Raw genomic sequence first — 26798 nt, 5'->3', positions numbered from 1 at the left:
GGTCGGGCTGAAGGCAGCGTGCGGCCGTGCGGCTGGTTGTGGCGCCAGGCGGTGGTGGCGTCCGGCTGGTGCGGGAAATTGGACCCAGTGTGAGCGGGTCGGTGGCGCGGGTGATGGTGGCCCCGGGCATGCGAGCAGGTGGGCTCGAGCAGGTGGGCTGAGGCCAAGCGGCGATTGCTGAGAGGCCCGCGGCGGGTGAGCCGCAGGCGGGTGAGCGGCAGCGGTGGGTGAGCGGCAGCGGCGGGTGAGCGGCAGCGGCGGGTGAGCGGCAGCGGCGGGTGAGCGGCAGCGGCGGGTGAGCGGCAGCGGCGGGTGAGCGGCAGCGGCGGGTCGTCGGAGCGCGCTCTTGGTCGGGATGCGTTCGGCAGGGTGCTCCTACGCGATCGACACGGCTGTGGCAGAGCCGTCAGGCTGGCTGGGCCCGAGGCGGCGCCGGGCGACTGGCGGCTGCGGCGGCGGCGCGGCCTCCTGCTGGGTCAGCGGGCGCGGCCGGGTGTGGCGAGGGCGGGGCGATCTCCTGCGGGACAACGATTCTCAGTATTTGGGGCGAAGATCTTGCGGCGGGTGTGTCTTGTGGACGGTGTGTTCGGGTGCCGTTTAAGTGCGGTGCTGGGCGATCTGGGGAAACGGGCCTATGCGGCAAATCACGCTTCGGGGGGGTGGGCGATGGGGGTTCTGACAGATATCTGACAGTGGGGAAGTTCGGGGGGTGGCAGCGGAATCGGGGGCGATCTCCGCTGGTGGGGGTGGGCGTCCGGCCACTGTGGAATCTCGGGGCGGGCTCCGGGCGTACGGGCGCTGGGGGTTGGGGGGTTTGTGGGTAATGTCGATGCTGGTGGTGGGGCCTTCGATGGTCACTGTGAGTGGATGTTTGCATGATGGTCACCACGGCGAAATATGTCAGTGATTCACTGTAGATGCCGGTCGAATAGCGAAGCCGACATGCAACTTGCACGTGCGGTTCGCCGTGCAAGTTGCATGTTTCGCAAGGGTTCGACCTGCTGCTCCGTCGTCGTGGCTCAGTTTTGATCGTCGCGCGGGATTTCATTCACGAGTGTTTCTGCAATGTGGGAAGCGGACCCTTCCAGTCGATCATTGGAAGTGGAACTCTTCTAAGCCAGCAGTAACGCCCGCGACACGGACGGTGGTGGTAACGAATGCGCCCAGACGTTCTGGTCGGTCCTAGCGAGTGGGTGGTCGAACAGTTCGGCGACAAGGTTGCCGGCGAACTGTGGACCCGGGTTCCGGAGGCGTTGAGCACCGCGATTGACCGTGAGGTCAACGCCCACCCCGCTATGACGCAGACCCAGGAACGAGTGCTCGCGAATCCGCGATGGCCGCTTCCGTACGAGGAGCTCGTGCTATTCCTCGGCACGCTCCCCGGCGCCGAGATCATCAGTGTTCCCAAGTCCGTCTACCAGCTCGTGGTGATCAACGGACACGTCGTCGTGCCGTGGTGCTACGGCCAGTCCGCTCAGACGTCGATGCGCGATGTCGAGGTCGGGCGTTCGTTCGGCCGGCTCGCGCGCGAGTTGCTGCGCCGCTTCGGGCCGCCGTGGCGCCGATCGCAGGCCGAGGCGCCGCTGCCGCTCGACGCCGTCGACGAGCGTGAGGTCGCCAAGATCTGCGCGGCCATCGCCATGATCGAGCCGAAGCCCGAAGTGGTGATCGCCGGGTTCGCGGGCGCGCCGCATCTCGGTCTGCTGCGGGCGTGCCTGGGCGAGGTCAAGTCGACCGACAACGGTCACCTCAACTGGAGCCACATCGATGATCTTCCCCTTCCCCCACCCGTGATTCCCCGCCCTCGTCGCATGCGTTTCCCGTGATCCGTCAGCCGACCGCCCGGGTGCGGGTGATGTGAGGACAGCGAAACGCCGCACGTGGGCGCTTCAGAAATGAGGCGTCTCGTGCGGCATTGCTGTGTTCGGGGCAAGCCGCACCCCGCCGTTTATCGGTGCGGGCGCTGGGAACGCCAAGACTTATGGAGCGAGGAAACAAGCACGCCGCCCGCATCGACGACCGGATGAGCGACGAGGTTCGCGGGGAGGTGCAGGGCCGCCCGGGTGGGCGGGCCGAGGAGTGGGAACTGTCCGAGCCGGCGGGAGAGGATCAACCCCAGCCGACCGAGCTGCTCGACGACGACGCGAACGAGGAGTTCAGCCGGTTCGGGCGGTACATCGGGTTGTCCGCCCTCCCCGGCGACCGGGATGCGTTGCGGCGCAGCGCCATGGACCTGCTCGCGCCCGACGACATCCTCGACGATCTCGACCGGTTGCCGGCGGGCACCGAATACAAGACCGTCGTGGAGATCTGGCAGGCGCTGGGTCGCTGAGGCGGCGGTGGCGTTTCTCCGGTTCGACCAGGCGGCCTTCGCGATCGGCGCGATCATGCCGATCGACGGGGGTCGCTCGGGGTCCGGAGAAAAGCCGGAAGAAGCTGGAAATGGCCTGCTCAGGGGTCGCGGTTGCGGTAGTCATGAGACTATAGTCGTACGCATGGAAAAGCCGACGCGTCTGGCTGGCGCGCACGAGATTCGCAGCCTGCTCGGGGTGAGCCGGCAGCGGGTCTATCAGCTGGCCTCGAGGGTGGACTTCCCGGAGCCGGTCGCGGTTCTCGCTCAGGGCAAGATCTGGCTGATCGACGACATCGAGGAGTGGATCGCCCGGCATCGGCTGCGGGTGACGCAGGGGCCGCGCCGGAAATCCTTGGACGAGGAGATTCGTGAGCTGAGCGTCGATTTCGTCCGCATCGACACGGGACGATAGGAAATCGCGGGCGAAGACTCGGCTCGGGTGAGATCGACGGCCCGGTGCCGGGTGGTGCCGGCGCGTCGGCGGTCTGCCGGGCGACCGGGGCGGCGTGCGCCGGGTGACCCAGGGCGGCATGCGCCGGATGGCCCGAGGGATGCGCCGGGTGACCCGGGGCGGCATGCCGGGCCGAGTGGCCCGGGCCGAGTGGCCCGCGCCGAGTGGCCCGCGCCGAGTGGCCCGCGCCGAGTGGCCCGCGCCGAGTGGCCCGCGCCGAGTGGCCCGCGCCGAGTGGCCCGCGCCGAGTGGCCCGCGCCCAGTGGCCCGCGCCGAGTGGCCCGCGCCCAGTGGCCCGCGCCGAGTGGCCCGCGCCGAATGGCTACTGCGCGGGCAGCAAATAGGCCGTGGAGAAGGGCTCGTGACGGGCCCTCATGTCGGCGTATGCGGCCAGCAACATGGGCGCCGTGATGACGGCCGTGGCGATGGTGAAGGCGGCGCTTATCAGCTGGCCGATGATCAAGCCGGGGGTGGCGGCCGGGCCCGTCGCGTTGTCCAGGGCTCCGGTGAAGATGGACTCCAGGATGGTCAAGCCGATGTTGACGCCGATCATGGTGAGGATGCGGCCCAGGGCGGCGCCGAAGTTGGCGTGGAAGAGCTGGAAGGCTCGGCTTACGGCGTTGCCGCGTTCCAGGAGGACGATCACCGGCAGGATCGACAGCACGATGCCGACGTAGATGCCGGGCAGCACGCAGGCGATCACGCCGACCAGGACGAGCAGGCCTCCGAGCAGGCCCCAGCCGATCAGGGCGGGCAGGCGGCGGAGGCCGTCGGCCAGGGCGGCGCCGATCGACACCGGTACGCCCGTCGCGGTCTGCACCAGCACGCGGTGGGTGGCCAGGGTGACGACCAGGTTGAGCAGGATGTAGATCAGGACCAGCGGGATGATCACCGCGAGGGCGTTGACCACGGGCGTCCAGTCGATGTCCTCGAACCTGGTGGTCTCCGGCGCGTTGAGGGACGCCGTGAACTGGTCGCCGAAGGCCACGTTGACGACGATGGCGCCGATCAGCAGCGGGCCCACGGCGATCAGCTGGAGCAGGGCCACCGGGCGCCAGGCCAGGCCGACCAGGCGGAAGCTGCGCGTCCACCAGCCGCCGAAGTCGGCGCTGACCAGCGGGTCGGAGGGGCCGGCGTAGTACTCGGCCGGCAGCTGCCCACCGGGGTACGGCGGAACGCCATAGCCAGGCGCGGCGCCATAGCCAGGCGCCGCGCCATACCCAGGCGCGGCGCCATAGCCGGGCGGCGGCGGCCCATAGCCGGGCGGCGGCGGGTAGCCCGGAGGCGGCCCGTAGCCGGGAGGCGACCCAAAACCATCGCCGGGAGGCGGCGGCCCATAGCCAGGAGGCGGGACGTACCCAGGCGGCGGCCCATAAGAAGGCGGCCCATAAGAAGGCGGCGGCGAGGAGGGTGGCGGCGAGGAGGAGGAGGAGGGCGGCGGCGGCGTCGGCGAGGCGAACGGGTCCGAGTTGACGAACGGATCCGAGGTGGCGAACGGGTCCGACGCCGGCGGGAGCGCCGCGAACGGGTCTGAGGCCGGTGGCGGCGTGGCGGAGGACGGGTTCTCGTCGTCCGGGCGTCCGGGTGTGTTCTCGCTCAACGTCGTCCCGCTCTCCTACAAGATCAGCGGCGTCACTTTATCGGGTGCACCAGTATGTCGCTGCCGCGCCAGGGTGTGGACGACACCGTGCGGACGAGACAGGGCGGCCTAGAATTCGGAGGATGTCCGAGCAGGTCGAGTCGCCCACGACGATCCGGGATCGGGCCGTCGCGGTCGCCGACTATCTGCTCGCCGTGCGGGCGCAGATGGAACGGCCTGCGCGCACGGTCCCGGCCGATGCCTACTGGCTCGATGTCCTGCCCGATCACGCGGCCTGCCAGACCGGGCCCGCCGCCGACGGCACCTCCTGGCTGCGGGTCGGCCTGCCCGACATGCCGGCGCCGGTGGCGGTGCCGGCCGCGCTGCGCCGCCGCCTCCGGGGTGACATAACCCCGACGACCGAGCCGACCCCGGCAAGCGATGCGGGTGAGGTTGCGGACCAACCGGGCAACGAGGAGGACGACTTCGAGAGCTGGCGCGACAAGGTCTGGCGACCCTGGGCCCACCTCAGCGGCGAGGCCGAGAAGACCCGCACCCTGCATCGGCAGCTCTTCGATCTCATGCACCAGCTCGACATGACGGCCGCGACCACCGAGCTCGTCTGGGGGCACGGCATCCTGGACACGACCGTCAACGGGGAACGCGTCCGCTACCCCCTGGTCGCGACCCCGGTGCTGATCGAATACCGGCCCGACGAGTCGATGATCACGGTCTCGCCGGCGGGGCCCAGCCGGCTGCAGACCGATGCGCTCTCGGGGCTGGACGAGCGCTACCTGAGCCAGTTGCTCGGGCTCGCGGGGCCGGCCGGCACGCTCGAGGTCGACCTCTGGAACGACCTCGAGCGCCGGGAGTTGTTCGAGCGGGCCATGGGACGGCTCGGCTATGACCGAATTGTCACCGACGGGCGGGCCGAGACCACCCGGCCGCACATCGAGGACGTCGGCATCCTCTTCGCGCGGCCCAAACAGCGGCTGCTGCGCGGCTTCCTGGAAAACCTGCGCGACCGGCTGCTGACCGGCGAGGGAAGCGAAACCGGCGAGGGAAGCGAGACCGGCGCGCTCGCCGCGATCCTCGCCCACGAGCCCTCCAAGCTGCGCATGCCCGACGACCGGCCCGAGGCCTGGCAGAAGGTCGGCGAGCGCCTCCTCATGCCGCTGCCCACCAACGAGGCCCAGGAGTCGATCGCCCGCCGGCTCGCGCAGCACCGCAACGTCGCCGTTCAGGGGCCGCCGGGCACCGGCAAGACGCACACCATCCGCAACCTGATCTGCCACCTCATGGCGAACGGCAAGCGCGTCCTGGTGGTCGCCCAGAAGGAGGACCCGCTGCGGGTGCTGCGCGACGGCCTGCCCGAGGGCATCCGCGCGCTCTGCCTCGCCGTCCTCGGCCGCACCACCGATCAGCTCGTGCAGCTCCAGCTCGCGGCCCGGGAGCTGGCCGATCGCGCCGCCACCCTGGACAAGGAGGCCGAGGCCCGGCGGGTCGAGCGGCTCACGGGGCTGCTCGAGGAGGCGGAGCGCGAGCTGGCGACGGCGCTCGGCGGGCTGCGGGCGATCGCCGAGAACGAGGCGGTGACGTACCCGATCGACGGCGTGCCGCAGACCCCCGTCGAGGTGGGCGCCTGGCTGCGGGAACGGGCGGCGACGCAGGCGGGCATCCCCGATCCGGTCGGTGCCGCGCCGCCGCTGACCGGCGACGAGTTCGCCGCGCTGCTCGAGCTGGCGAACGGTCTCACGGCCGCGGATCGGGCGGCCGCGCTGCGTAGCCTGCCCGCGACCGAGGATCTGCCGGATGCCGCGGAGGCGGCCCGGACCCGCGACGAAATGGACAAGCTGTGGGAGCGGACGGAACAGGCCGCGGCCCAAGGCCTTGATCTCGCAGCCGTACGCGTTGCCGATCTCACCCTGGTGCGGAGCAATCTCCGCGAGGCGCTGTCCTGGTTGCGCCGTCGCGAGGGCGCGTGGACCGACCGCCTCGGCCGGCTGCTCAACGACCCGCACTGGCGCACGGTCTGGTCCGACCACGTGACCGCCACCGAGGCACTGCTGGCCGAGCTCGCGGCCCTGACCCGGGAGCTGGCCGGCCACCGCGTGACCGTGCCGGAGGCGTACGCCCAGGAACCGAAACGCCTGCTCGCCCAGCTCGCCGAGATCCGGCAGAGGTTCGCCGCGGGCCGCTCGCTGAGCCGGCTGCTGCAGGCCGGCCTCCACAAGCTGGCCGACGACGTGCGGGTGGACGGCGAGCCGCTGCGCACGGCCGAGGACGTCGACGTGGTGGCGGCCTGGGTGCGCCGGGCGCAGGCCCGCAACCGGCTGGGCGGCCACTGGTCGGAGTGGATCGAGCGGCTGGCGATTCCCGCGCCGGCGGGCGATCCGGAGATCTGGGCGGGCACGTTGCTGGCCGACGCGGGGCAGTCGCTCGATTGGGACGTACGCCATTGGCCGGTCCTCGCCGAGCGGCTGGCTCACCTCGTACCCCAGCATGAGCTTGATCTTGATCCGGCGGCGCTGGCCGAGGTGGAGGCGCTGCTCGACGAGGCGCCCGCGGTGTCCGAGCTGGACGCCCTGGTCGAGCGGGAGCGCGCGATCCGGGAGCGGCTGGCGCCGTGGCCGCGGCTGACCGAGGCGTGGTCGACGCTGGAGGGCTGGGACGCGGCGGTGGCCGAGGTCCGTCGCCTGATCGCGCTGCGTGACGATGCGCAGAGGTACGTGGCCCTGCGTGACCGCCTCGCCGGGGACGCTCCGGAGTGGGCCGCGATGATCGAGGCCGGCGAGGTCCCCGCGGTGAGCGGCCCGGCCTGTCTCGACGCGTGGGCCTGGCGCAGCGCGCAGACCTGGTTCGACGACGTGATCGGCAGCGTCGACCCGGCGGTGCTGGCCAAGCGGGTCGAGAACGCCCGCGAGAAGATCCGCCGCCGGACCGCCGACCTGGTGGTGGCCGGCGCCTGGCTCGAGGTCGCCCGCAGCCTCGACGACCGGCGCAAGGCGGCGCTGGCCGACTGGACCACAGCCCTCCGCAAGATCGGCAAGGGCACCGGGCGCACGGCCGCGGCCTGGCAGGCGCACGCCCAGCGGCACATGGCGTCGGCGGTCGAGGCGGTGCCGGTCTGGGTCATGTCGGTCGACCGGGCGATCGAGCAGTTCGCCGGCGGCGCCCGGTTCGACGTGGTGATCGTGGACGAGGCGTCCCAGGCCGACCTCTTCGCGCTGCCGGTGCTGTCGCTGGCCGAGCGGGCCGTGGTGGTCGGCGACGACCAGCAGATCGGGCCGCAGCTCGGCTTCGTCGGCTCGGTCGCCGGCCTGATCCACAGCCACCTCGGGGACGTGCCGTCGGCCGAGCACTTCGACCCGGAGTCATCGCTCTACGACCACGCCGTGCGACGGTCGCCGGAGCGGATCCTGCTCACCGAGCACTTCCGCTGCGTTCCGCAGATCATCGAGTTCTCGTCCCGGCACTACTACGACGGCAAGATCATGCCGCTGCGGGCGGACCGGCCGTCGCTGGCGCCGATCCGCACGGTCTTCCTCGGCGACGGGGTGCGGCAGCCGCTCGCCGGCTTCGGCGACGTCAACACGGCCGAGGCCGACGCGCTGGTCCGGCAGGTCGCGGCGATCGTGAAGAACCCGGAGTACGACGGCAAGACGCTCGGCGTGATCTCGCTGCTCAGCACCAGCGGGCAGGCAGGCTACCTGTTGCAGCTGCTGCGCGACGAGATCGGCGAGGACGAGATCCAGGCGCGGCGGCTGCGGGTCGGCGACGCCTACACGTTCCAGGGCGACGAGCGGGACGTGGTGCTGGTGTCGATGGTGGTGTCGGACAACGACCCCCGGGTGGCGGCCTTCACCAAACGCGAGTACCACCGGCGGATCAACGTGGCGGCGTCGCGAGCCCGCGATCAACTGTGGATCTTCCATTCCGTACGGGCCGGGTCGCTGTTGGCCGATGATGCGCGGGCGCTGCTCCTGACGTACGCGAACAACGTCTTTGATCTGGAAAGCCCGGCCGATCTCGCGCTGTGCGAGAGCGATTTCGAGCGCGACGTGTTCAAGCGGCTGACCGCGCGCGGGTTCCGGCCGATCCCGCAGTTCCGGATCGGCGCCTACCGCATCGACTTCGTGCTGAACGCCCCGGACGGCCGGCGGCTGGCGATCGAGTGCGACGGCGACTCCTATCACGGGCCGGAGCAGTGGGAGAGCGACATGCGCCGGCAGGCCGTTCTCGAACGGGTCGGCAACTGCGTCTTCGTCCGCATCCGGGGCAGCATCTTCGCCCGTGAGCCCGAGGTCGCGATGTGGCCGGTCTGGCACCGCATCGAGGAGCTGTCGATCATGCCGACGCCGCGCCGGACCGTGCTCGAGATCGCCCAGTGGCAGGGATCGGTCTCGCCCACCGCCCGCCGGCTCGTCGCCGGCGCCGCCGAGCTGGGCGCGCTGGTGCCGGGCGACCGGCGGGTCCGCGCGCCGCTCTCCGACGAGCCGCCGTCGCTCGACGTGCTGGCCCGAAACCTGGCGGTCGTGCGCGCCGCGGTGGCCGACCGGCCGGATGTGATCGTGGGCGGCGACTGCGGGGTCGAGGTGGCGCCGATCGAGGCGGCGCTGGCCGCTCACGGGGACGGCCTGGTCGTGGTGTGGTTCGACGCGCACGGCGATCTCAACACGCCGGTTTCCTCGCCGTCCGGCGCGTTCCACGGGATGGTCTTGCGCTGCCTTCTGGGGTCGGGCTATCCGGAAATGTCGCCTTCTAGAGCGATGAATCCGGCGCAGGTCATCCTCGCCGGCGTGCGGGCGCTCGACCCGGCCGAGAAGGAGTACGTCGAGGAGGCCGGCATCGCCCTCGTCGAGCCGGCCGCCCTGGCGTCGCTGCCGGCGGCCATCCCGGCGTCGGCCACGGCCCTCTACATCCACATCGACCTGGACGTGCTCGACCCCGAGTCGTTCGCGGCCGTGGGCACGCCCGAGCCCGAGGGCGTCACGCCCGACCAGCTGATCGCCGCGGTGCGGGCGCTGCGTGACCGCTACCCGGTGGCGGGCGTCGGCATCACCGAGTACGAGCCGGACCGCCCTGAGGATCGCGCCGTCCTGGCCCGCCTCGTCCCGGCGCTGCTCGACTGATCTATTTGGCCAGCGGGCCGGTGAGCTGTCCGGTCGCGTCGTAGGCCACGCAGGTCGCGACCCGATCGTCCGGCCACGTCGCCTGCGGCGGGTACACGTAGTAGAAGTCCAGGTTCGCGTTCTTGGCCATGTACGGCGCGATCCGGTCGTCACACGCCTTCTCGGCCTCCCGTGAGACCGCCGTCTTGCCCGGCCAGGGCCGGGAGCGCAGGTCGAAGACGGCGTAGATCTCGCCGTCGTGCGGCCCCGAGCACAGCACGGACGATCGCACGCCCTCGACGTCGTTCACACACTGGCCGAGGAGATAACCGTCGCTTTTGCACCGTTCCCCGCGGACGCCGGTGACCACCAGCGCCGCGATGATCAGCAGCCGGAAGATCGGCGGCGGCTTCTCGGTCATCGGCGGAACCTACCGGCGGATCGATCTCGTTTACGGTCCCGCGCCGGTTTCAGTTCGGCATACTGCCTCACCATGGACGTTCGCCGGGCGCAGACGCTCACCGAGCGGGAGATCGCCGACGCCGCCGGGCTGCTCCGCCGCCTCGTGGCCGGCGGCGCGGCGCTGGGCTGGGTCGACCCGCCCGACGCCGGCGAGGTCCGGCGTCTGCTGACGACGGTGGCCGCCGACGCGGACAGCGTGCTGGTGGTGGCCGGCGAGGACGGCCGGCTGCACGGCCTCGGCTACTGGCGGCGCTACGACCGGCCGACCCACCGCCCGCACGCCGACGTCGAGAAGGTCGCCGTCGACCCCGACCACCAGGGCCGCGGCCTGGGCCGGCGGATCATGACCGAGCTCGTCGCGGCGGCCCGCGCGGCCGGGGTCGAGGTGCTCACGCTCGACCAGCGCGGCGACAACACCCGGGCCGCCGCGCTCTACGAGTCGCTCGGCTTCCGCCTCTACGGCCGCCTCGAGAACTTCGTCGCGGTCGGCGACCGGCGCTGGGACAAGCTCTTCTACGCCCTACGGCTTTCCGGCTAGCTCGATGCGGGCCTTGATCCGCAGGTGGTGGGCGATCAGCGTGACGAGGGCCGGGCCGTCGATCAGCTCGAGCGGGCGGCCGGCCAGGGCGTCGTACGCCTCGGCCTCGATCCCGCCCAGCGACACCAGGATCCCCTTCGTCGCCCCCGCCGCCGTCACCGCGCCGGCCAGGGCGTGCACCGCGGCCGAGCCGGCCGGGACGCCCCGGGTCGCATAGACCACCACCGTGCCGCCGAAGATCGGCCGCGGGTCGGTGGCCAGCCATCGCGAGCCACCGGACACCCGGTCGGCCGGTCCCATCTCGAGGCCCATCACGCCGAAGAGGTCGGCCAGCTGCCGTTCCCAGGCCGGGTCGGTCAGCGTCACCAGGTTGGGCCGCTCGTCGATGTCGGCGAGCACGTTGAACTCCTCGGTGAAGTCCCGGTCGGCGTCCCGGTCGAAATCGATCTTCGGCGCCACCGAGGCGAGCTCGTCCGGCGCCGCCGACAGCGCGGCCTGGAGATGCTTGAGGCACGCGACCGGGTCGACCCGGCGCAGCTTGATCGCGGCGAACGTCTCCCGGTCGGTCTTGGCCGAGACCAGGCACGGCCGCACGAACCGGCCGGTCCGGCGGTCGATGGTGTCGACGATGCCGTTGAACGAGACCTGCCGGACCAGCCCGCCGCGGTCGGCCTCGATCACCTCGTGGATGGTCCGCAGCGTGACCCGGGCGATGATCTCGACGTACCGGTGACGGATCTCACCCTCGTCGCGCGGCGTCGCCGTCAGGTCCCCGCGCGCCCGGTCGTAGCGGTACTCCTTCACGACCGGGACCACCTCGATCGGGGGCAGGTGGTACTCGATCAGCAGGTGCCGCTGCTTCGGCAGGTAGGCGAGCCGGAAGTGCTGCGGGAAATCGTCGGGGTAGACCGAGTTGCCCAGCACCATGGCGAAGTACTCGACGACCGAGGCGGGGTCGGCGCCGGCCACCGCGGCGGCGAAGCGATCGACCTCGGCGTTGTACGCGGTCATCTTCGCCTCGTACTTGCGACGGCTCTCGTCGTACGACCGCTTGCGCGCCCGCAACTGCAGTTTCCGCCGCTCCTCGGCCTCCGCCCAGCGTGCTCGCGCCTGCTCGTAGGCCCGCCGGGCCTGCGCCGTCTGCTGCTGGTAGACGCCGCTGCCGAGCAGCTTGCCCACCCCGCGCGGCTGCGGTGGCAGGTAGCTGTCCCAGTTCGGCTCCGGCAGCGGTCGGCCCAGCGGTCCCGGGTCGAACGCCGGCACCGTCAGCGGCTTCTTGAACTGGTCGAGGTCGATGTGATCGTCCACGTCCAGGGTGGAGAGCAGCAGCGCGTCCAGGTCGCTGATCCGCGCGCGGACCTCGGCGTTCGCCGCCGCCGCGTCCGCCGTCCGCGCCTCGGTGTAGAGACGCTGGCTGTCGCGCTGCCGCTGCACGTCCGTCGCCGCCTGCTGGGCGGCGGCGATGGCGTAGTCGGCGTTGCGCCGGATCAGATCGCGCTGCTGCGCGGCGGCCGTGTTCGCTCGCTGGTCGTCGGCCACCTGCGTGGCGCGCGCCCGCTGCATGTCCCGAATAATGCCCATGCCTGCTTCCTCGCTCGCCGTAGGTCCAATCGCCACCATATCGACCGGTTCCGGATCTAGTTACGCGGCGCGTCGCTGGGGGAGCTTTCCGTGCATGGTCGTCGCCGGGAAGGGGTAGGAAACGCGGAAGGTTCCACAATCAGCACTGGCAGTAACTGTCCGTCATGTTCTCGACCGTAATAGAGCCCCGGAACTACGCAGCGCAGTGGTCATCCGATCGGTTGATTCCCTACTCTGATCGGGCGAGGACCTGCAGTTGGCGGGTTTGCCGCGGGGATCGGCAAAACATTGACGCGGCCGAGACCTGTTATCTCGTGCCCGTGACGGGTGGTAATAGGTCCGGGGGTTTGTGGGCTTTGGGGCAGGGGGGAGGTGGCCGGCGCATGGCTGCACCGGACGAGCGGCGATCAATGCCGCCCATCCTCCCTGAGCCGCGCGCTCCCTTGGAGGACCGGCCCGGCACAGCTTGGTTCAACTACACCGCGTCCGGCGACCAGATCGTCTGGTCGGCGGCGCTTCGTGCCATGTTGGGTCACCCGCCGGCGCAGGACGAGGTGAGCCGCAAGGTCCTCGCACGGTACGTGCACCGCGACGACCATGCCAAGGCCCTCGGCGCGATCACCCAGGCCTGGACCGCCCGGGTGCCGGTCCGCGTCACCGCGCGGCTGATGCGTGCCGACGGCGGCTGGTTCGACGTGGACTGCCGGATCGAGCCGGTCAAGAGCCCGGACGGCACGGTCCGTGGCATCCGCGGCACGGTGACCGATGTCTCGGCCCGCGAGCGCGCCCGCCGCGAGATGGCCCGCCTGGCCCGGCGCGGCGAGACCGTGCAGGCCTCGCTGATCGATCCCGACCCGGCGACCGGCCTGCTCACCCGCGCCCGGTTCGCCGACGAGATCGACCGGGCCCAGCGGCGTGGCGGCGGCGCGATCCTGATCATCCGGGTGCAGCCGTCCCGCGAGGACACCTCCAACACCCGTCCCGAGCTCTCCGCCGACCTGCTGCACCGGGCCGCCCGGGTGCTCGAGGGCGTCGTGCAGGAGGGCGCGCTGCTCGGCCGGGTCGGCCCCAGCGAGATCGGCCTGCTGCTCGGCGGCACCTCCTGGCCGACCGCCCGCCGCGAGGCCGAGCTGCTGGTCGAGGCGCTGCGCTCGCAGACCTTCGTCCTCCCCGACACCTGGCTGCGCGCGCAGGCCTGGGGCGGCCTGGTGCGCTTCACCCCGGACGCGGACGCCGGCAGCCACGAGGTGCTCATCGACGCCGAGCACGCCTGGCGCCAGTCCCGCGACGCCGATCGACCGGTCACCTTCGTCGCCCACCCGGTGCCGGTGCGCGACCGGCAGGGCTCCTACCGCACCCGGGTCGCCGACGCGCTCGGCACCGACCGGTTCACCCTCTACGCCCAGCCCATCCTCGAGCTCCAGACCAACGCGGTCACCCGGCACGAGCTGCTGCTGCGGGTGCTCGACGAGTCGGACGGGCCGCAGTCGCCGACCCAGGTGCTGGACACGGCCGAGCGGCTCGACGCCGTCTACGACATCGACCTGTGGGTGGTCGAGCGGGCCATGCAGCTCGCGGCCGGCCGGCCCGAGATGTGCCTCCAGATCAACCTGTCCGGCCGCTCGGTCGGCGACCCGCGGCTCACCGGCGAGGTCGAGCGGCTGATCGAGCGGTACGACGTGAACCCGTCCCAGCTCACCTTCGAGATCACCGAGACCGCGCTGATCGGCAACCTGAGCGAGGCCCGCCGCTTCGCCGACCGGGTCCGTGACCTGGGCTGCGAGCTGGCGCTGGACGACTTCGGCTCGGGATACGCGTCGTTCCGCTATCTGCGGATCTTCCCGATCGACCTCGTCAAGATCGACGGGGAGTACGTGGTGGACCTCGTCGACAACCCCCAGGACCAGGTGCTGGTCCGGGCGCTGGTGCAGGTCTGCCAGGCGTACGGGATCCACACCGTCGCCGAGTTCGTGCAGGACGAGCCCACCCTGCGGCTGCTGCGCGAGCTGGGTGTCGACTACGTCCAGGGCTATCTCATCGGCCGCCCCGCGCCGTTGGTCCCGGGACGGTTGCCCGGCCCCTGACCTGGGTATCGGTCACGGCATGGAGCACTTCACGATCGCCACCGTCGCCGAGAAGAGCCCGGACTTCCGGCGAGTTCTGTGGACCGGCAAGCACACTCAGCTCGTGGTCATGACGATCCCGCCGGGCGGCGAGATCGGCGAGGAGGTCCACGAGGTCGACCAGATCCTGACCTTCGTGAGCGGCGTCGGCAAGGCCATCGTCTCCGGCCAGACCCGCAACGTGGTGCAGGGCGACCTGGTCGTGGTCCCGGCCGGGCACAAGCACAACTTCGTCAACGCGGGTCCCAACCCGCTCGTCCTCTACACCGTCTACGGCCCGCCGGAGCACGCCGACGGCGCGGTGCACAAGACGAAGGAAGAGGCCGACCGCCTCGAGGAGCAGGGCAAGGACGAGCCGCCCTCGAAATAGAACAGTGACGCGCCGCCGGGACCGGCCGAGGCCCCCCAGCCAGCCGGTCCCGGCGTCACGCCGGGGCGAAACCCCGGGCGGGACACTACTCGTGTAACGCAACCCCATCGATCGGCGTGTTCGTTTGGCGACCGTCCCGTTGCCCCAATGAGATGATTCGGTCGGTGAACCTTTAACCTTCCAACATGGACGAGCCCCGCTGGTTGACCGACGAGCAGCAGCAGGCCTGGCGCCGTTTCGTCGAGGTTCTGGTGAAGGTGCCCGCGGCGCTGGAGGCCCAGCTTCAGCGTGATTCCGGCCTGACCCACATGGGCTACATCGTGCTGCTGGCGCTCTCCGAGCAGTCCGACCGGCGGCTGGCCATGAGCCGGCTCGCCAAGCAGGTCTCGGCCTCCCTCTCCCGGCTGTCGCACGTCGTGGCCCGGCTCGAGGCCCAGGGCTGGGTGCGCCGCGAGCGCGACCCCGAGGACGGCCGGGTGCAGATCGCGATGCTCACCGACGCCGGCTGGAACAAGCTCGTGTCGTCGGCGCCCGGGCACGTCGAGGCCGTTCAGCAGCTGATCTTCGACCGGCTCAGCCCCGCGCAGGTCCGCCAGATGGCCAAACTCGCCGAGGCTCTGCTGGAAAGTCCGGTCGAGGTACGCCCCACGGCGTGATCGCCTGACTAGGCTCTTCGGTGACCCAACTCACGGAGGTTGCGCGGATGAGTCAGCGGGTGCGGGGCGTGATCGCCCGGGCCAAGGGCGCGCCGGTCGAGGTGACGACGATCGTCGTGCCCGATCCGGGGCCGGGCGAGGCGGTCGTCAAGATCCAGGCGTGCGGGGTGTGCCACACCGACCTGCACTATCGCGAGGGCGGCATCAACGACGACTTCCCGTTCCTGCTCGGGCACGAGGCGGCCGGCGTCGTCGAGGCGGTCGGGGCGAACGTCACCGATGTCGCGCCCGGCGACTTCGTGGTGCTCAACTGGCGGGCGGTGTGCGGCAACTGCCGGGCCTGCCTGCGCGGCAAGCCGTGGTACTGCTTCGCCACCCACAACGCGGTGCAGAAGATGACCCTCGAGGACGGCACCGAGCTGTCCCCGGCGCTGGGCATCGGCGCGTTCGTGGAGAAGACGCTGGTCGCGGCCGGGCAGTGCACCAAGGTCGACCCGGCGGCCCGGGCGGCCGCGGTCGGCCTGCTGGGCTGCGGCGTGATGGCCGGCATCGGCGCCGCGATCAACACCGGCGGCGTGACCCGCGGCGACTCGGTCGCGGTGATCGGCTGCGGCGGGGTCGGCGACGGCGCGATCGCCGGCGCGGCGCTGGCCGGCGCCACCACGATCATCGCGGTCGACACCGACGACCAGAAGCTGGAGTGGGCGCGGGGCTTCGGGGCGACGCACACGGTCAACGCCCGATCCTCCGACGTGGTCGAGGCGATCCGCGGACTGACCGACGGCAACGGGGCGGATGTGGTCATCGAGGCGGTCGGCCGCCCCGAGACGTACAAGCAAGGCTTCTATGCTCGTGATCTTGCGGGAACCCTGGTCCTGGTCGGCGTGCCGACCCCCGAGATGACGATCGAGCTGCCGTTGCTGGACGTCTTCGGGCGCGGAGGCGCGCTCAAGTCGAGCTGGTACGGCGACTGCCTGCCGAGCCGGGACTTCCCGATGCTCACGGCCATGTATCGGCAGGGCCGCCTCGACCTGGACGCGTTCGTCTCCGAGGAGATCGCGCTCGACCAGGTCGAGGAGGCGTTCGCCAAGATGCACACCGGCGGCGTGCTGCGCTCCGTCGTGCTCTTCTAGCCTTATGCCGCTTTCGCGTAGGCCGGCACCGAGCGGTCGGCCAGCAGATCGAGGGAGAGGGCCGCGGTCCAGCTGAACGCCGGCGCGCCGAGGCCCTCCCCGCTGGTGGGCTCGAAGTACTCGAAGTGGCCGTTGCGATGCACCAGCCGCACCATCGCCGTGCGCAGGTCCTCGGCCTCGTCGCGGAAGCCGTGCGTCAGCAGGCCGCGGCGCAGCAGCCAGTTCACGTTGATCCAGGTCGGGCCCCGCCAGTAGCGCAGGGTGTCGAAGTCCGGCGCCGTGCGGTCGTAGCTCGGGGCCGGCCGCTCGCCCAGGCCGAAGCGCTCGGAGCGGGCCTCGGCCATGATCGCCTCGACCTGGTCGCCGGGCAGGTCGGGCAGCATGAGCGGCAACAGGCCGGCCACCGTGTGCGCGTCGGTGAGCTTGCCGGCGAGCAGGTCGCGGGCGTGGAACATGCGGGTCTCCGGGCTCCACAGCCGCTTGGCGATCGCGTTGGTGATCGTCTCGGCCCGGTCGCGGTGCGCGGCGGCCTCGGCCGGCCGGCCCAGCACCCCGGCGATCTGCGCGAGCGACAGCTCGGCGGTCGCGAGGATCGCGTTGAACGCCGGGCACTCGACCGCGAACCCGTGCCGGCCGAGCAGGCCGGTGTCGTCGTAGCGCTCGGCGCGATAAGTCAGCACCAGGCCCACGTACCGGGCGTAGTCGAGGTCGGTCGGCCGGTGGGCCGCGTCGGCCCGATCCAGGTCACGCCGCCGGTACGTCGCGAGCAGCCCGAGGTCGCCGGGCACGTTCGCCATCGCCTCGTCCCAGGCCGGGCTGTTGTCGAGCCCCGACTCCCACGGGTGCACGATGCTCACCAGCCCGCCCCCGCCCAGGTCGCGGCGGCCGGTCAGGTAGCGCTGCTGGGCGACCAGGCGCGGGTAGAGCCACTCGAGCTCGGTGCGGGCTTCCTGCGCGCAGGCCGCGCCGTGCGCCGCCGCGTGCCGGTAGACGTCCCAGGCCGCGATCGCGTGCAACGGCGGCTGCACGATGCCGGTGCTGCCGCGGGGCGGGCGGTTCGCGTACGCCGGAATGTCCCAGAAACCCGGTCCCGGGAAGTAGTCCTCCTCGGCCGTGGCCGGATCGAAGACGATGTGCGGCACGCGACCGTCCGGCCATTGCGCCTCGAACAGGCTCCGCAGGTCGCGCCAGGCCCGGGTCGGGTTCACGTAGGCCAGGCCGATGGCGATGAAGGCGGCGTCCCAGCTCCACTGGTGGGGGTACAGCGAGCGGGACGGCACGGTGTGGTCGTCCTGCCAGTTGGTCTCGAGGACGCGAACGGCGGAGTTCCAGAGTTCGGCAGACATCTCAGTTCTCGGGGCAGCGGGGTGCAGGTCGCGGAGCATCTAATCAGAAACCCTTTCCACTCCGTGCATCGGCAAACTCTCTTATCGGGTCATCGGTAGAGAACCTGCACGTCGCCGCCCCCGCACGGACCGCGAGTGCGATCTTCAGGTCTCGATCGCCCGCCATCGGTCGTCGCGTTGCCCGGGCAGATAGGGCGAGTCGAGCCGTTTTGCCACGATATTTGGGAGGCCCTGGGCGCGGGCCGCTTCGAGCGCGAACCGGCCACCGCCCGGGAAGTAGGGCGGGGTCTGCCAGTGCTCACCCGCGATCGCCAGACCTTCCAGCAGCTCACGGCGCTGGGCATAGCCGATGTTCCCGGTCGTCGCGTGCCCCTCGAGCCAGAGCAGGTCGTAGGCGAGGTACTGGACCGGGGTGCGCTCGGCCGCCCGTCGCGCCGCGCCGGCGTCCTTCGGCGCCTTCCGGCGATCGAGCAACTGGGCGTCCGGTCGCTGTCCGTCGAACGCGACGATCTCGCCGTCGAGCACGGCCTCGATCGGCGCGAGCGCCGGCCCGAGCGCCCGGATCTCCGGGAACCACGAGGTCAGATCCTCGCCGCCGGCTCCCTGCAGGCGCACTCTTCCCCCGCTCACGTACGCGATGACGCGGCGACCGGACCAGCCCATCTCGTACGCCCATCGGTCGTCGTTCCGCGGGATCCGCGCCGCCTTCTCCGGCTCCATCGGCCGCAGGTCGTCGGGCATCGGCTCCCACCCCGGCTCCGGCGGGTCCATCCGGCGGACCATCCAGTCGGCGCCGCCGGTCTGGAAGAAGATGTACCGGCCGGTGGCGCGCTCGCCGTGGAACGTCACCTCGATCTCGTCGTCCCGCCACTTGAGCGTGTCGTAGGCGCCGGTGTCGAAGATCTTCATGGTGCCGGCGCCGTACTCGCCGGCCGGGATGTCGCCCGCGAAGGTCAGGTATTCCAGCGGGTGGTCCTCGGTGTGCTTGGCCAGGTTGTTGTGGGTGCGGTCGCGGGGGAGGCCGCGCGGGACGGCGAAGCTGACCAGCACGCCGTCGCGTTCCAGCCGCACGTCCCAGTGCAGGGCGCGGGCGTGGTGCTGCTGGATGACGAACCTGTTCTTCCCGGTCTCGTCCGGATGCTCGTCCGGGATCGGCTCGGGCGTCTTCGCCTTGTCGCGTTTGCGCCGATATTCACCCAGGCGATCGGTCATCCCCTCATTCTTGCCCGCCCGGCTTTTGTCATACCCCTGTGTCAGGGTTGCGATATGTACTCGGAACGGGCGTCGACGTTGCCGCACGTGGTGGCCTGGTGGAGCGTCTCCACGGCGGCTCGCCGGTCGCGCATCCTGCCCGATGGCTGTCTCGACATCATCTGGCAGGACGGGCGCGTCTTCGTGGCCGGTCCCGACACGACCGCCCAGGTCGGGTGCGCGTCGCCGGGCAGCCGATGTTTCGCGCTGCGCTTCGGCTCGGGCACCGGCCCGGGGGTGCTCGGCGTGCCCGCGTCGGCGCTGGTCGATCAGCAGGTGCCGCTCGATTCGATCTTTCCCGCTTCGGCGGTACGGCCGCTCGCCGGCGCCGATGATCCGCTGGCCGCCCTCACCGACTTCGCGGCGCGCCGCTGGGCCGAACCGGACAAATCGATGGTGGCGCTGGCCTCGGCCGCCCGCGCCGGTCGCTCGATCTCCGCCATCGCCTCGCTCTGCGGGCTGAGCGCGCGGCAGCTCCAGCGGCGCAGCAACGCCGCCTTCGGCTACGGGCCCAAGATGCTGGAGCGGATCCTCCGCATGCAGCGGGCCGTCTCGCTGGCCCGGCACGGCTCGCCGTTCGCCGCGGTGTCGGCCGACGCGGGCTATGCCGACCAGGCCCACCTCGCTCGTGAGGTGCGGGCCATGGCCGGCGTCCCGCTCGGGGTCCTTATTGCTTGAGCCACGCGAAAAGCTCGACGAGGTAGCCGTCGGGGTCGCGGAGCTGGGCGTACCGCTGGCCCCACTCGGCGTCCCACGGCGACTTCTCGTTCGCATGCCCGGCCGCCGTCAGGTCGGCGTGCACGCGGTCGACCTCGGCCGGGTCGGCACAGAGGAAGGCGAGGCTCGGTCCGGTCTTGCGATCCGGGCCGGAAATGTAGCCGGGGTCCATTGAGGCGAGCGACTTGTGGGTATCCCACATGAGCCGGATGCCGCCCGGCAGCTCCGTCTCGGCGTGCGGCTCGCTCTCGGCCGCGGCCGGCAGGTCCAGCCCGAGACGACGGTAGAAGGTGAAGGAGGTTGCCATGTCGGCCACCGCGAGGCCGATTCCATTGATGGTGGGTGCCATGCCATCGACGCTACGGACGCCCGCCCGGGGTGTCTTGAACAATTCGGACGCCGCGTTGATCGAGACTTTCCCCTCTCGGTGGCTAGGGGTAGTGTTCTGGCTCCGACGCGTGTCCGACCACCGGGAGGCAGTGCCGCGATGACCTTGCGCATCCTCGTGGTGGGCGCCGGAATTGCCGGTCTCTCCGCCGCTCGTGCGCTGCGGCTCGCCGGGTACCGACCGGACGTGGTCGAGGAACTGCCCGCCACCATGCTGCCCGGCGCCGGCATCTACCTGCCCGGCAACGCGTCCCGCGCGATGCGCCAGCTCGGTCTCGACGCGCCGCTGCGGCCGCTCGGCGACCTAATCTTCCGGCAGGTCTTCCTGGACGCCCGCGGCCGCTCGCTGTTCGAGATGGACGTGGCCGGTCTGTGGGCCGGCGTCGGCGAGTCCCGGGCCCTGTCCCGCGGCGATCTCCAGCAGGTGCTGCTGACCAGCGTCGGCGGCGAGGTGCGCTACGGCACGGTGGTCAGTGACCTGGAGATCTTCGACCGCACTGTCAAGGTCGAGTTCGGTGACGGCAGCGTCGCGGAGTACGACCTGGTGATCGGCGCCGACGGGCGCCGCTCGACGATCCGCACCAAGGCCGGGCTCGGCGGCCCGGCGACGCCCACCGGCCAGATCGTGTACCGCTCGGTGGTCAGCGGCGGGCCGCCGCTCAGCGACTGGACGGCGCTGCTCGGGCGCCGATCCTCCTTCGTGGCCATGCCGATGGGCGGCCGGCGGCTGTACTGCTACATCGACGAGACCGCGCCCGACACGCCCAACCCGCCCGATCCGCGGGCCCACCTGCGCAACGCGTTCGCGTCCTTCGGCGGCCCGGTGCCGGCGATCCTGGCCGCGATGGAGAAGGTCTCGGTCGCCCGCACCGACGAGGTCGTGCTCGACAGCTGGTCGCGCGGGCCGGTGCTGCTGGTCGGCGACGCCGCACACGCCACCGCGCCGACGCTGGCCCAGGGCGCCGCCATGTCGTTCGAGGACGCGGTGGTGCTGGGGGAGGAGCTCAAACGGTCTGCTGAGGACGTTCCGGCGGCGCTCCGGGCGTACGAAAATCGCCGCCGTCCCCGCTGTGGCGCGGTGCGTGACCGTACCCGCGAGCGCGATCGCACCCGCGACGTGCCGCCCGCGCTGCGCGATCCGATGCTGCGGCGGCGCGGCCTGCGGATCTTCGCCGACCACTACCGGCCACTGGTCCCACCCGCCTGACCCCGCGCCGAGGGGGCGTTGGTGAAGGACTATTCTGCCTGCGAGGTACGCCTATTCCTACGGACGTACTGAGCGGTACGAACGAGACGACGGAGGCTATTCGTGACGACCGTTGCGCCTAAGCCGATCGTGACCCGGCCCTACCCGGTGCGGCGGCAGGTCAAGGGTTCGGCTCTCGCCCGGATCCTGCGCACGACGGACGCGAAGCAGATCGGGATCATGTACATGATCACCGCCTTCGTGTTCTTCCTGCTGGGCGGCCTGATGGCCCTGCTCATGCGAGCGGAACTGGCTCGGCCGGGCATGCAGATCCTGTCGCCCGAGCAGTACAACCAGCTGTTCACGATGCACGGCACGATCATGCTGCTGTTCTTCGCGACGCCGATCGTGTTCGCCTTCGCGAACTTCGTGGTGCCGATCCAGATCGGCGCGCCGGACGTGTCGTTCCCCCGGCTCAACGCCTTCGCGTACTGGCTCTACCTCTTCGGCGGCACCATCGCGGTCGCCGGCTTCATCACCCCCGGCGGCGCGGCCGACTTCGGCTGGTTCGCCTACACGCCGCTGAGTGACTCGCTTCACTCGCCGGGCATCGGCGGCAACATGTGGGTGGTCGGCCTCGCGATCAGCGGCCTCGGCACCATCCTCGGTGGTGTCAACATGATCACCACGATCCTGACCCTGCGCGCGCCCGGCATGACCATGTTCCGCATGCCGATCATGACGTGGAACATCCTGGTCACCAGCCTCCTGGTGGTCATGGTCTTCCCGTTCCTGGCCGCCGCGCTGTTCGCCCTCGCCGCCGACCGCATTCTCGGCGCGCACGTCTTCGACGTGAATACCGGCGGCCCGATGCTGTGGCAGCACCTCTTCTGGTTCTTCGGCCATCCCGAGGTGTACATCGTGGCGCTGCCGTTCTTCGGCATCATCACCGAGGTCATCCCGGTCTTCAGCCGCAAGCCGGTCTTCGGCTACAAGGGCCTGGTCTCGGCGACCCTGCTGATCGGCGCACTGTCCATGTCGGTGTGGGCGCACCACATGTTCGTCACCGGCCAGGTGCTGCTGCCGTTCTTCAGCTTCCTGAGCTTCCTGATCGCGGTCCCGACCGGCATGAAGTTCTTCGTCTGGATCGGCACCATGTGGCGCGGCCAGATCAGCTTCGAGACACCGATGATGTTCGCGCTCGGCTTCCTGGTGACGTTCCTGTTCGGTGGACTGTCCGGCGTTCTCCTGGCCGCGCCGCCCATCGACTTCCACGTCTCCGACTCGTACTTCGTGATCGCGCACTTCCACTACGTGCTGTTCGGCACCATCGTGTTCGCCGTCTTCGCCGGCATCTACTTCTGGTTCCCCAAGATGTTCGGCCGCATGCTCGACGACCGCCTCGGCAAGGTCCACTTCTGGCTGACCTTCCTCGGCTTCCACGCCACCTTCCTGGTGCAGCACTGGCTCGGCACCGAGGGCATGCCCCGCCGCTACGCCGACTACCTGCCCTCCGACGGGTTCACCTTCCTCAACACGTTCTCGACGATCGGCTCGTTCGTGCTCGGCCTCTCGACGCTGCCGTTCATCTACAACTGCTGGAAGTCGTACAAGGTCGGCCAGGTGGTCAACGTGGACGACCCGTGGGGCCACGGCAACTCCCTGGAGTGGGCGACGTCCTCGCCGCCCCCGCTGCGCAACTTCGACCGCATGCCCCGCATCCGCTCGGAGCGCCCCGCCTTCGACGCCAAGTTCCCGGAGCTCGCCGCCGGCGCCCAGTCGATCGCCGGCCCGCCGGAGGGTGGCGCCCGCGTTTTGACCTCGGAGGCCGACGGCGGCGCCAGCTACGACGAGGACGTCGACGCCAACCGCGACCGCTGAGCGCTTAACTCAAGAACGGCCCGCCCCGCCTGGGGCGGGCCGTTCTGCTTTCCGTCCCGCCCCGCCCGCGCCCCGCGCCTCCGCGCCCGTGCCCCTGCTCCGGCCGCGCGCTGGTCGCCTTCGTCTCCGCGACCTCGCCGTCCCGTGCTCGCGCCGCCGCTTGCGTCCGCGGCCTGCGCCATCCCCTGCTCGCGCCGCCGCTTCCGCCCGCGAGCCTCGCCCTCTATCTGCCCGCCGCCGCGTCCCCGCCGCCTCGCGTTCCCCCGGCCGGGGTGTTGGTCGGGTGCCGGTCGGGTGCGGATCGGTTGCCGGCATCGGGCTGAAGTCCGGCCCATCGGCAGCCGGAAAGCCGATGTGAGGAAATCTCGGAGCTCTTGTACGATCGTACTTGTACAGACGTACAAGAAGAGGTGTGGACGTGGCTTACGTGTTTCTGCTCGGTGCGATTGCGGCTGAGATCGCGGCGACCAGCCTGATGAAGGCGACCGAGGGGTTCACGCGGCTCTGGCCGACCCTGGCGTGCATCGTCGGCTATGCGATCTCGCTGATCCTGCTCTCGCAGGCGGTCAAGGGAGTCTCGGTCGGCGTGGCGTATGCGCTGTGGTCGGCGGTCGGCACGGCGGCGATCGTGGCCATCGGCGCCGCGTTCCTGGGCGAGCCGATTACCGTCATCAAGGTGGCCGGCATCAGTCTGATCATCGCGGGAGTCGTCACCCTGAACCTCGGCGGTGCGAGTTGACCAAGTCCTCCGCGACGGCGGGGGAGCGGCAGGTCGCGGGTGAGCAGAAGGCTGCCGGGGGGCAAAAAGCCGCCGGGGGGCAAAAGGCCGCGGGAGAGCAGCAGGCCGCCGGGGAGCAAAAGGCCGCGGGCGAGAAGCAGGGCGCGGGCGAGCAGCAGCCCACCGGCGGGCGGCGGACCAGAAACCCGCAAGCTCGTCGGGAGGCGCTCGCGGCGGCGACCATCGAGGTCGTCGCCGAGCTCGGGATCGGGCGGACCACGCACCGGGCCGTGGCGGCTCGGGCGGGGCTTCCGCTGGGGGCCACCACCTATTACTTCCCGACGCTCGACGCCCTGATCGCGGCGGCGCTGCAGAAGGCGGCCGACGATCAGGAAGAGGACCTTCGGCAGTGGGCGGCCCGCCTGCGGGAGTCGGACGATCTCGCGGTGGCGCTGGTCGAGCTGGTGGCCGACTACATGGCGGACCGGCAGCGGGCGCGGATCGAGTTCGAGCTGTGTCTGGCCGCGGCCCGGGACACGACGTTGCGGCCGCTGGCCGAGGACTGGCTGCAGGGACTGCACGAACTGCTGGCCCCGCACGTCGGGAGCGACGCGGCGGACAACATCTCGGCGCTGCTCGACGGCACGATGCTGCACCTGTTGGTGACCGGCAGCCCGCTCAACGCGCCGGCCCTCACGGCGGCGATCCGGAGCCTCGCCGGGCGGTGAGGGTCAGTCCTCGAGGCAGCGGCCGTTCGGGAGTTTGCCGACGATGTCCTGCTCGGGGCGCTCCCCGACCTTCGCGTAGCCGACCAGGCACGCGGTCTCGGCCGGGTTCAGCGGATTGTTGACCAGCGTCGCGAACGTGACGGCGCCGTCCGGCGCGGGATCCTTGCGGCGGGTCAGGCGGACCTCGGGGTCCGGAAACCCGACATCGATCATCGTACGGCGAACCAGGTCGACATCGGCGTCGGTGGCCTTGCGATGCTCCTCCGAGGTCGCCCCGAGGCATTGGACCGTGCCCCCGGCAAAGCGGCAGACGACCTCGTCGAGCGCACGGTCGAGCTGCTCGGCCCGCGGGTCGGTAGGCGCCCAGTCCGGCGCCGCCCCCCGGCGAGAGGCATCAACCGCCCGGCGCTCGCAGTAGTCGTCCTGGGCCTTCCGCTCGGCCCCCGACTGGTCGCCGACGAACACGCACGCGTATGAAACAGTCGCGCCCGGCGCCCGGTTGGCCCACCACAGCACACCGGCCCCGGCGACCACCGCAATAGCGATCGCCAGGCCCGCGAACCGCCGCCGCCCGCCCGCGCCGGAGTCCTCGAAGACGAACACGCCCGCCACCGTCCCCCAACTCGGTTGCCATCCGGTTGCCGCGCCAGAGTAGGCGAGAAGCGGCGGTCGCGCGGGGCAGCCTACGAGCGGCGGTGCGGGTCAGGAGTGGCCGGCGGGGCTGCGGAAGATCTCGGCGGGGTCGGCGCCGGCCGTGGGCCGGCCGTCCGGAAACGACGACGGCGCATCGGCCGGAGGCGCGGGCGCCGGGATAGCGGCCGAGACCTCCGAGGCGACGAGCGCAGGCCCGGCGTCGGGCGCGACGAGCTCAACGTCGGGAGCGAGCGCGGCGGCGGGGGGCGCGGCGTGCGGCGCGTCGGGCGCAGCGTCGGGAACGAGCGCAGCGGCCGCAGCCTGGCGGCGGTGGAGGAACTCGGCCGGCAGGACGGCCAGGGCGATCAAGGTGCCGACGCCGCCGACGGCTACGAAACCCCAGGCGGGGGCCAGTTGGTCGGCGGCGAGGCCGGCCAGCGGGCCGCCCAGGGCAACGCCCACCGTGAGGGATGAGTTGTGCAAGCCCATGGCCTCGCCTCGGGCCGAGGCGGGGGTCATGCGGCTCACCGCGTCGGCGCTTGCCGTGATGGTGGGGGCGCAGAGCGCGCCGCACGGGATCAGCAGGATGGCCAGCAACCACCAATGGGCGGCGCCCAGGGCGACGGCCACCGTGAGGATGGCCATCGGGGTCAGCAGGGCGACCGCGGGCAGGCGGCGGCGCATCGTGCCGTAGGCGAAGCCGCCGAGCAGGGAGTAGAACGCCCAGAGGGACATCACGAAGCCCGTCCAGGACAGCTCGCCGTTCTCGCGGAGGACGGCGACGACCGTCACGTCGGTGCCGGCCAGGACCAGGGTCGCGGCCAGCGTCACGGCGAGGATGGCGACGAAGCGGGGGCGCAGCCAGGTGCGGCGCGACACCCGCTCGGCGGCCTCGATCGAGGCCTCGTGGTCGGCGCGGACCGGCGGGTTGAGCAGCCACAGGCCGAGGCCGGAGGCGAAGATGCCGGCGGCGATCGTGAGCATGGCCACGCGCGGGCCGGGGCCGGTGGCGATCACGACGCCGAGGGCGGGGCCGGCCATGAACGAGATCTCGGTGGTGATCGAGTCGAGGGCGAACGCGGGCAGGCGCTGGGCCTCGGGGGTCAGCGCGGCGATCGACTGGCGGGCCACCGAGAAGGCCGGCAGCGCCAGGAAGCCGCCGAACAGGGCCAGGATGAGCAGCGGCCAGTAGGGCAGCGCCTGCGCCACCGTCCAGAAGATGACCTCGGCGACCGTGGTGAGGACCAGCACCGGCCGCAGGCCGCGCCGGTCGATGAGGCGGCCCATGACCGGCGCGCCCAGCGAACCGCCGACGGTGAGGGCCGCGCCGACCAGGCCGGCCGCGCCGTAGCCACGGTCGAGGTCGGTGACGACGTGCAGGGTCAGGACGACGGCGCCGGCGGCGATGGGAATGCGCGCCAGCGTCGCCACGATCAGCAGCGACTTGATGCCGGGTAGGGCGAGCGTCTCTCGGTAAGGCTTGAGCAGCATGTGGTTCCTGACCTCCGCCCGTCATCCTGCCTCGGGGGTACGACAGAAAACCAACGGCTTTCGCGGGCGAAAAGGGGAAGGAAACCGGCAAAATCCGCCAAAT

At 71.2% G+C, this 26798-nt stretch carries 22 protein-coding genes; 14 read left to right on the top strand and 8 right to left on the bottom strand.

The features are described from left to right. The first annotated feature begins 1157 nt into the window (after positions 1–1157). From ACZ6TB_RS21510 to ACZ6TB_RS21500, 3 genes are all read left to right on the top strand, one after another. Positions 1158–1826 (top strand): hypothetical protein, encoded by a 669-nt coding sequence (locus ACZ6TB_RS21510; protein WP_465556312.1) that lies wholly within the window; start codon positions 1158–1160, stop codon positions 1824–1826. 155 nt (positions 1827–1981) lie between these two features. Next, positions 1982–2332, top strand: coding sequence for a DUF2795 domain-containing protein (locus tag ACZ6TB_RS21505; protein ID WP_465556311.1), 351 nt, complete (start codon positions 1982–1984; stop codon positions 2330–2332). Between the two features lie 163 nt (positions 2333–2495). Continuing rightward, a complete protein-coding gene (locus tag ACZ6TB_RS21500; RefSeq protein WP_465556310.1) occupies positions 2496–2765 on the top strand; it encodes a helix-turn-helix transcriptional regulator in 270 nt (89 codons plus the stop codon). 361 nt (positions 2766–3126) lie between these two features. On the opposite strand, the gene ACZ6TB_RS21495 is transcribed toward ACZ6TB_RS21500, so the two are convergent. After that, positions 3127–4404 carry a hypothetical protein gene (locus ACZ6TB_RS21495; RefSeq protein WP_465556309.1) on the bottom strand — a complete coding sequence of 426 codons (1278 nt, stop codon included), beginning with the start codon at positions 4402–4404 and terminating at the stop codon, positions 3127–3129. 122 nt (positions 4405–4526) lie between these two features. Here ACZ6TB_RS21495 and ACZ6TB_RS21490 point away from each other — a divergent pair, with 122 nt between their 5' ends. Further along, a complete protein-coding gene (locus tag ACZ6TB_RS21490) occupies positions 4527–9515 on the top strand; it encodes an arginase family protein (protein WP_465556308.1) in 4989 nt (1662 codons plus the stop codon). A 1-nt stretch (position 9516) separates the two neighbouring features. On the opposite strand, the gene ACZ6TB_RS21485 is transcribed toward ACZ6TB_RS21490, so the two are convergent. Beyond that, complete coding sequence (locus ACZ6TB_RS21485; protein ID WP_465556307.1) at positions 9517–9915, bottom strand: septum formation family protein; 399 nt, start codon at positions 9913–9915, stop codon at positions 9517–9519. A gap of 72 nt (positions 9916–9987) precedes the next feature. Here ACZ6TB_RS21485 and ACZ6TB_RS21480 point away from each other — a divergent pair, with 72 nt between their 5' ends. Next, positions 9988–10494, top strand: a complete 507-nt coding sequence (locus ACZ6TB_RS21480) for a GNAT family N-acetyltransferase (protein ID WP_465556306.1) — start codon at positions 9988–9990, stop codon at positions 10492–10494. Here the strand turns inward: ACZ6TB_RS21480 and ACZ6TB_RS21475 are convergent. After that, positions 10477–12075 carry a restriction endonuclease gene (locus ACZ6TB_RS21475; RefSeq protein WP_465556305.1) on the bottom strand — a complete coding sequence of 533 codons (1599 nt, stop codon included), beginning with the start codon at positions 12073–12075 and terminating at the stop codon, positions 10477–10479. The genes ACZ6TB_RS21480 and ACZ6TB_RS21475 overlap by 18 nt on opposite strands. Positions 12076–12458: 383 nt before the next feature. On the opposite strand from ACZ6TB_RS21475, the gene ACZ6TB_RS21470 reads away from it, so the two are divergent. The 4 genes from ACZ6TB_RS21470 to ACZ6TB_RS21455 all read left to right on the top strand — a co-directional run bounded on the left by ACZ6TB_RS21470 (position 12459) and on the right by ACZ6TB_RS21455 (position 16357). Further along, positions 12459–14159 carry an EAL domain-containing protein gene (locus ACZ6TB_RS21470; protein WP_465556304.1) on the top strand — a complete coding sequence of 567 codons (1701 nt, stop codon included), beginning with the start codon at positions 12459–12461 and terminating at the stop codon, positions 14157–14159. A gap of 19 nt (positions 14160–14178) precedes the next feature. Then, the gene (locus ACZ6TB_RS21465; protein ID WP_465556303.1) at positions 14179–14568 is read left to right on the top strand and encodes a cupin domain-containing protein; all 390 of its coding nucleotides are present in this window, start codon (positions 14179–14181) and stop codon (positions 14566–14568) included. Positions 14569–14753: 185 nt separating this feature from the next. After that, positions 14754–15224, top strand: a complete 471-nt coding sequence (locus ACZ6TB_RS21460; protein WP_465556302.1) for a MarR family winged helix-turn-helix transcriptional regulator — start codon at positions 14754–14756, stop codon at positions 15222–15224. Positions 15225–15271: 47 nt separating this feature from the next. Next, a complete protein-coding gene (locus ACZ6TB_RS21455; RefSeq protein WP_465556301.1) occupies positions 15272–16357 on the top strand; it encodes an S-(hydroxymethyl)mycothiol dehydrogenase in 1086 nt (361 codons plus the stop codon). 2 nt (positions 16358–16359) lie between these two features. Here ACZ6TB_RS21455 and ACZ6TB_RS21450 read toward each other — a convergent pair whose 3' ends face one another. Together ACZ6TB_RS21450 and ACZ6TB_RS21445 are read right to left on the bottom strand one after the other, a co-directional pair. After that, entirely contained in the window at positions 16360–17703 is a 1344-nt protein-coding gene (locus tag ACZ6TB_RS21450; RefSeq protein WP_465556300.1) for an MGH1-like glycoside hydrolase domain-containing protein, read from the bottom strand. Between the two features lie 144 nt (positions 17704–17847). Further along, the gene (locus ACZ6TB_RS21445) at positions 17848–18915 is read right to left on the bottom strand and encodes a DNA polymerase ligase N-terminal domain-containing protein (RefSeq protein ID WP_465556299.1); all 1068 of its coding nucleotides are present in this window, start codon (positions 18913–18915) and stop codon (positions 17848–17850) included. Between the two features lie 54 nt (positions 18916–18969). Between ACZ6TB_RS21445 and ACZ6TB_RS21440 the strand changes: the two genes are divergently transcribed. Beyond that, positions 18970–19632, top strand: coding sequence for a helix-turn-helix domain-containing protein (locus ACZ6TB_RS21440; protein WP_465556298.1), 663 nt, complete (start codon positions 18970–18972; stop codon positions 19630–19632). Here ACZ6TB_RS21440 and ACZ6TB_RS21435 read toward each other — a convergent pair. Then, positions 19622–20020, bottom strand: coding sequence for a VOC family protein (locus ACZ6TB_RS21435; protein WP_465556297.1), 399 nt, complete (start codon positions 20018–20020; stop codon positions 19622–19624). The two genes, ACZ6TB_RS21440 and ACZ6TB_RS21435, sit on opposite strands and share 11 nt — an antisense overlap. Positions 20021–20158: 138 nt before the next feature. On the opposite strand from ACZ6TB_RS21435, the gene ACZ6TB_RS21430 reads away from it, so the two are divergent. From ACZ6TB_RS21430 to ACZ6TB_RS21415, 4 genes are all read left to right on the top strand, one after another. Next, complete coding sequence (locus ACZ6TB_RS21430; RefSeq protein WP_465556296.1) at positions 20159–21265, top strand: FAD-dependent monooxygenase; 1107 nt, start codon at positions 20159–20161, stop codon at positions 21263–21265. Between the two features lie 102 nt (positions 21266–21367). Next, the gene (gene ctaD, locus ACZ6TB_RS21425) at positions 21368–23125 is read left to right on the top strand and encodes an aa3-type cytochrome oxidase subunit I (protein ID WP_465556295.1); all 1758 of its coding nucleotides are present in this window, start codon (positions 21368–21370) and stop codon (positions 23123–23125) included. Positions 23126–23537: 412 nt separating this feature from the next. Then, positions 23538–23864, top strand: a complete 327-nt coding sequence (locus ACZ6TB_RS21420) for a DMT family transporter (RefSeq protein ID WP_465556294.1) — start codon at positions 23538–23540, stop codon at positions 23862–23864. Continuing rightward, positions 23861–24571: a TetR/AcrR family transcriptional regulator gene (locus ACZ6TB_RS21415; protein ID WP_465556293.1), complete on the top strand. Its 711-nt coding sequence runs from the start codon at positions 23861–23863 to the stop codon at positions 24569–24571. Before ACZ6TB_RS21420 ends, ACZ6TB_RS21415 begins: the two co-directional genes overlap by 4 nt. 3 nt (positions 24572–24574) lie before the next feature. Here ACZ6TB_RS21415 and ACZ6TB_RS21410 read toward each other — a convergent pair whose 3' ends face one another. Next, entirely contained in the window at positions 24575–25174 is a 600-nt protein-coding gene (locus ACZ6TB_RS21410) for a hypothetical protein (protein WP_465556292.1), read from the bottom strand. A 99-nt stretch (positions 25175–25273) separates the two neighbouring features. After that, the gene (locus ACZ6TB_RS21405) at positions 25274–26695 is read right to left on the bottom strand and encodes an MFS transporter (RefSeq protein WP_465556291.1); all 1422 of its coding nucleotides are present in this window, start codon (positions 26693–26695) and stop codon (positions 25274–25276) included. Positions 26696–26798: the final 103 nt, after the last annotated feature.

Source organism: Actinoplanes sp. NPDC051537, from assembly GCF_055586105.1.
Note: the sequence above shows the minus strand (reverse complement) of the source record. Positions and strands in the feature narration are given on the sequence as shown.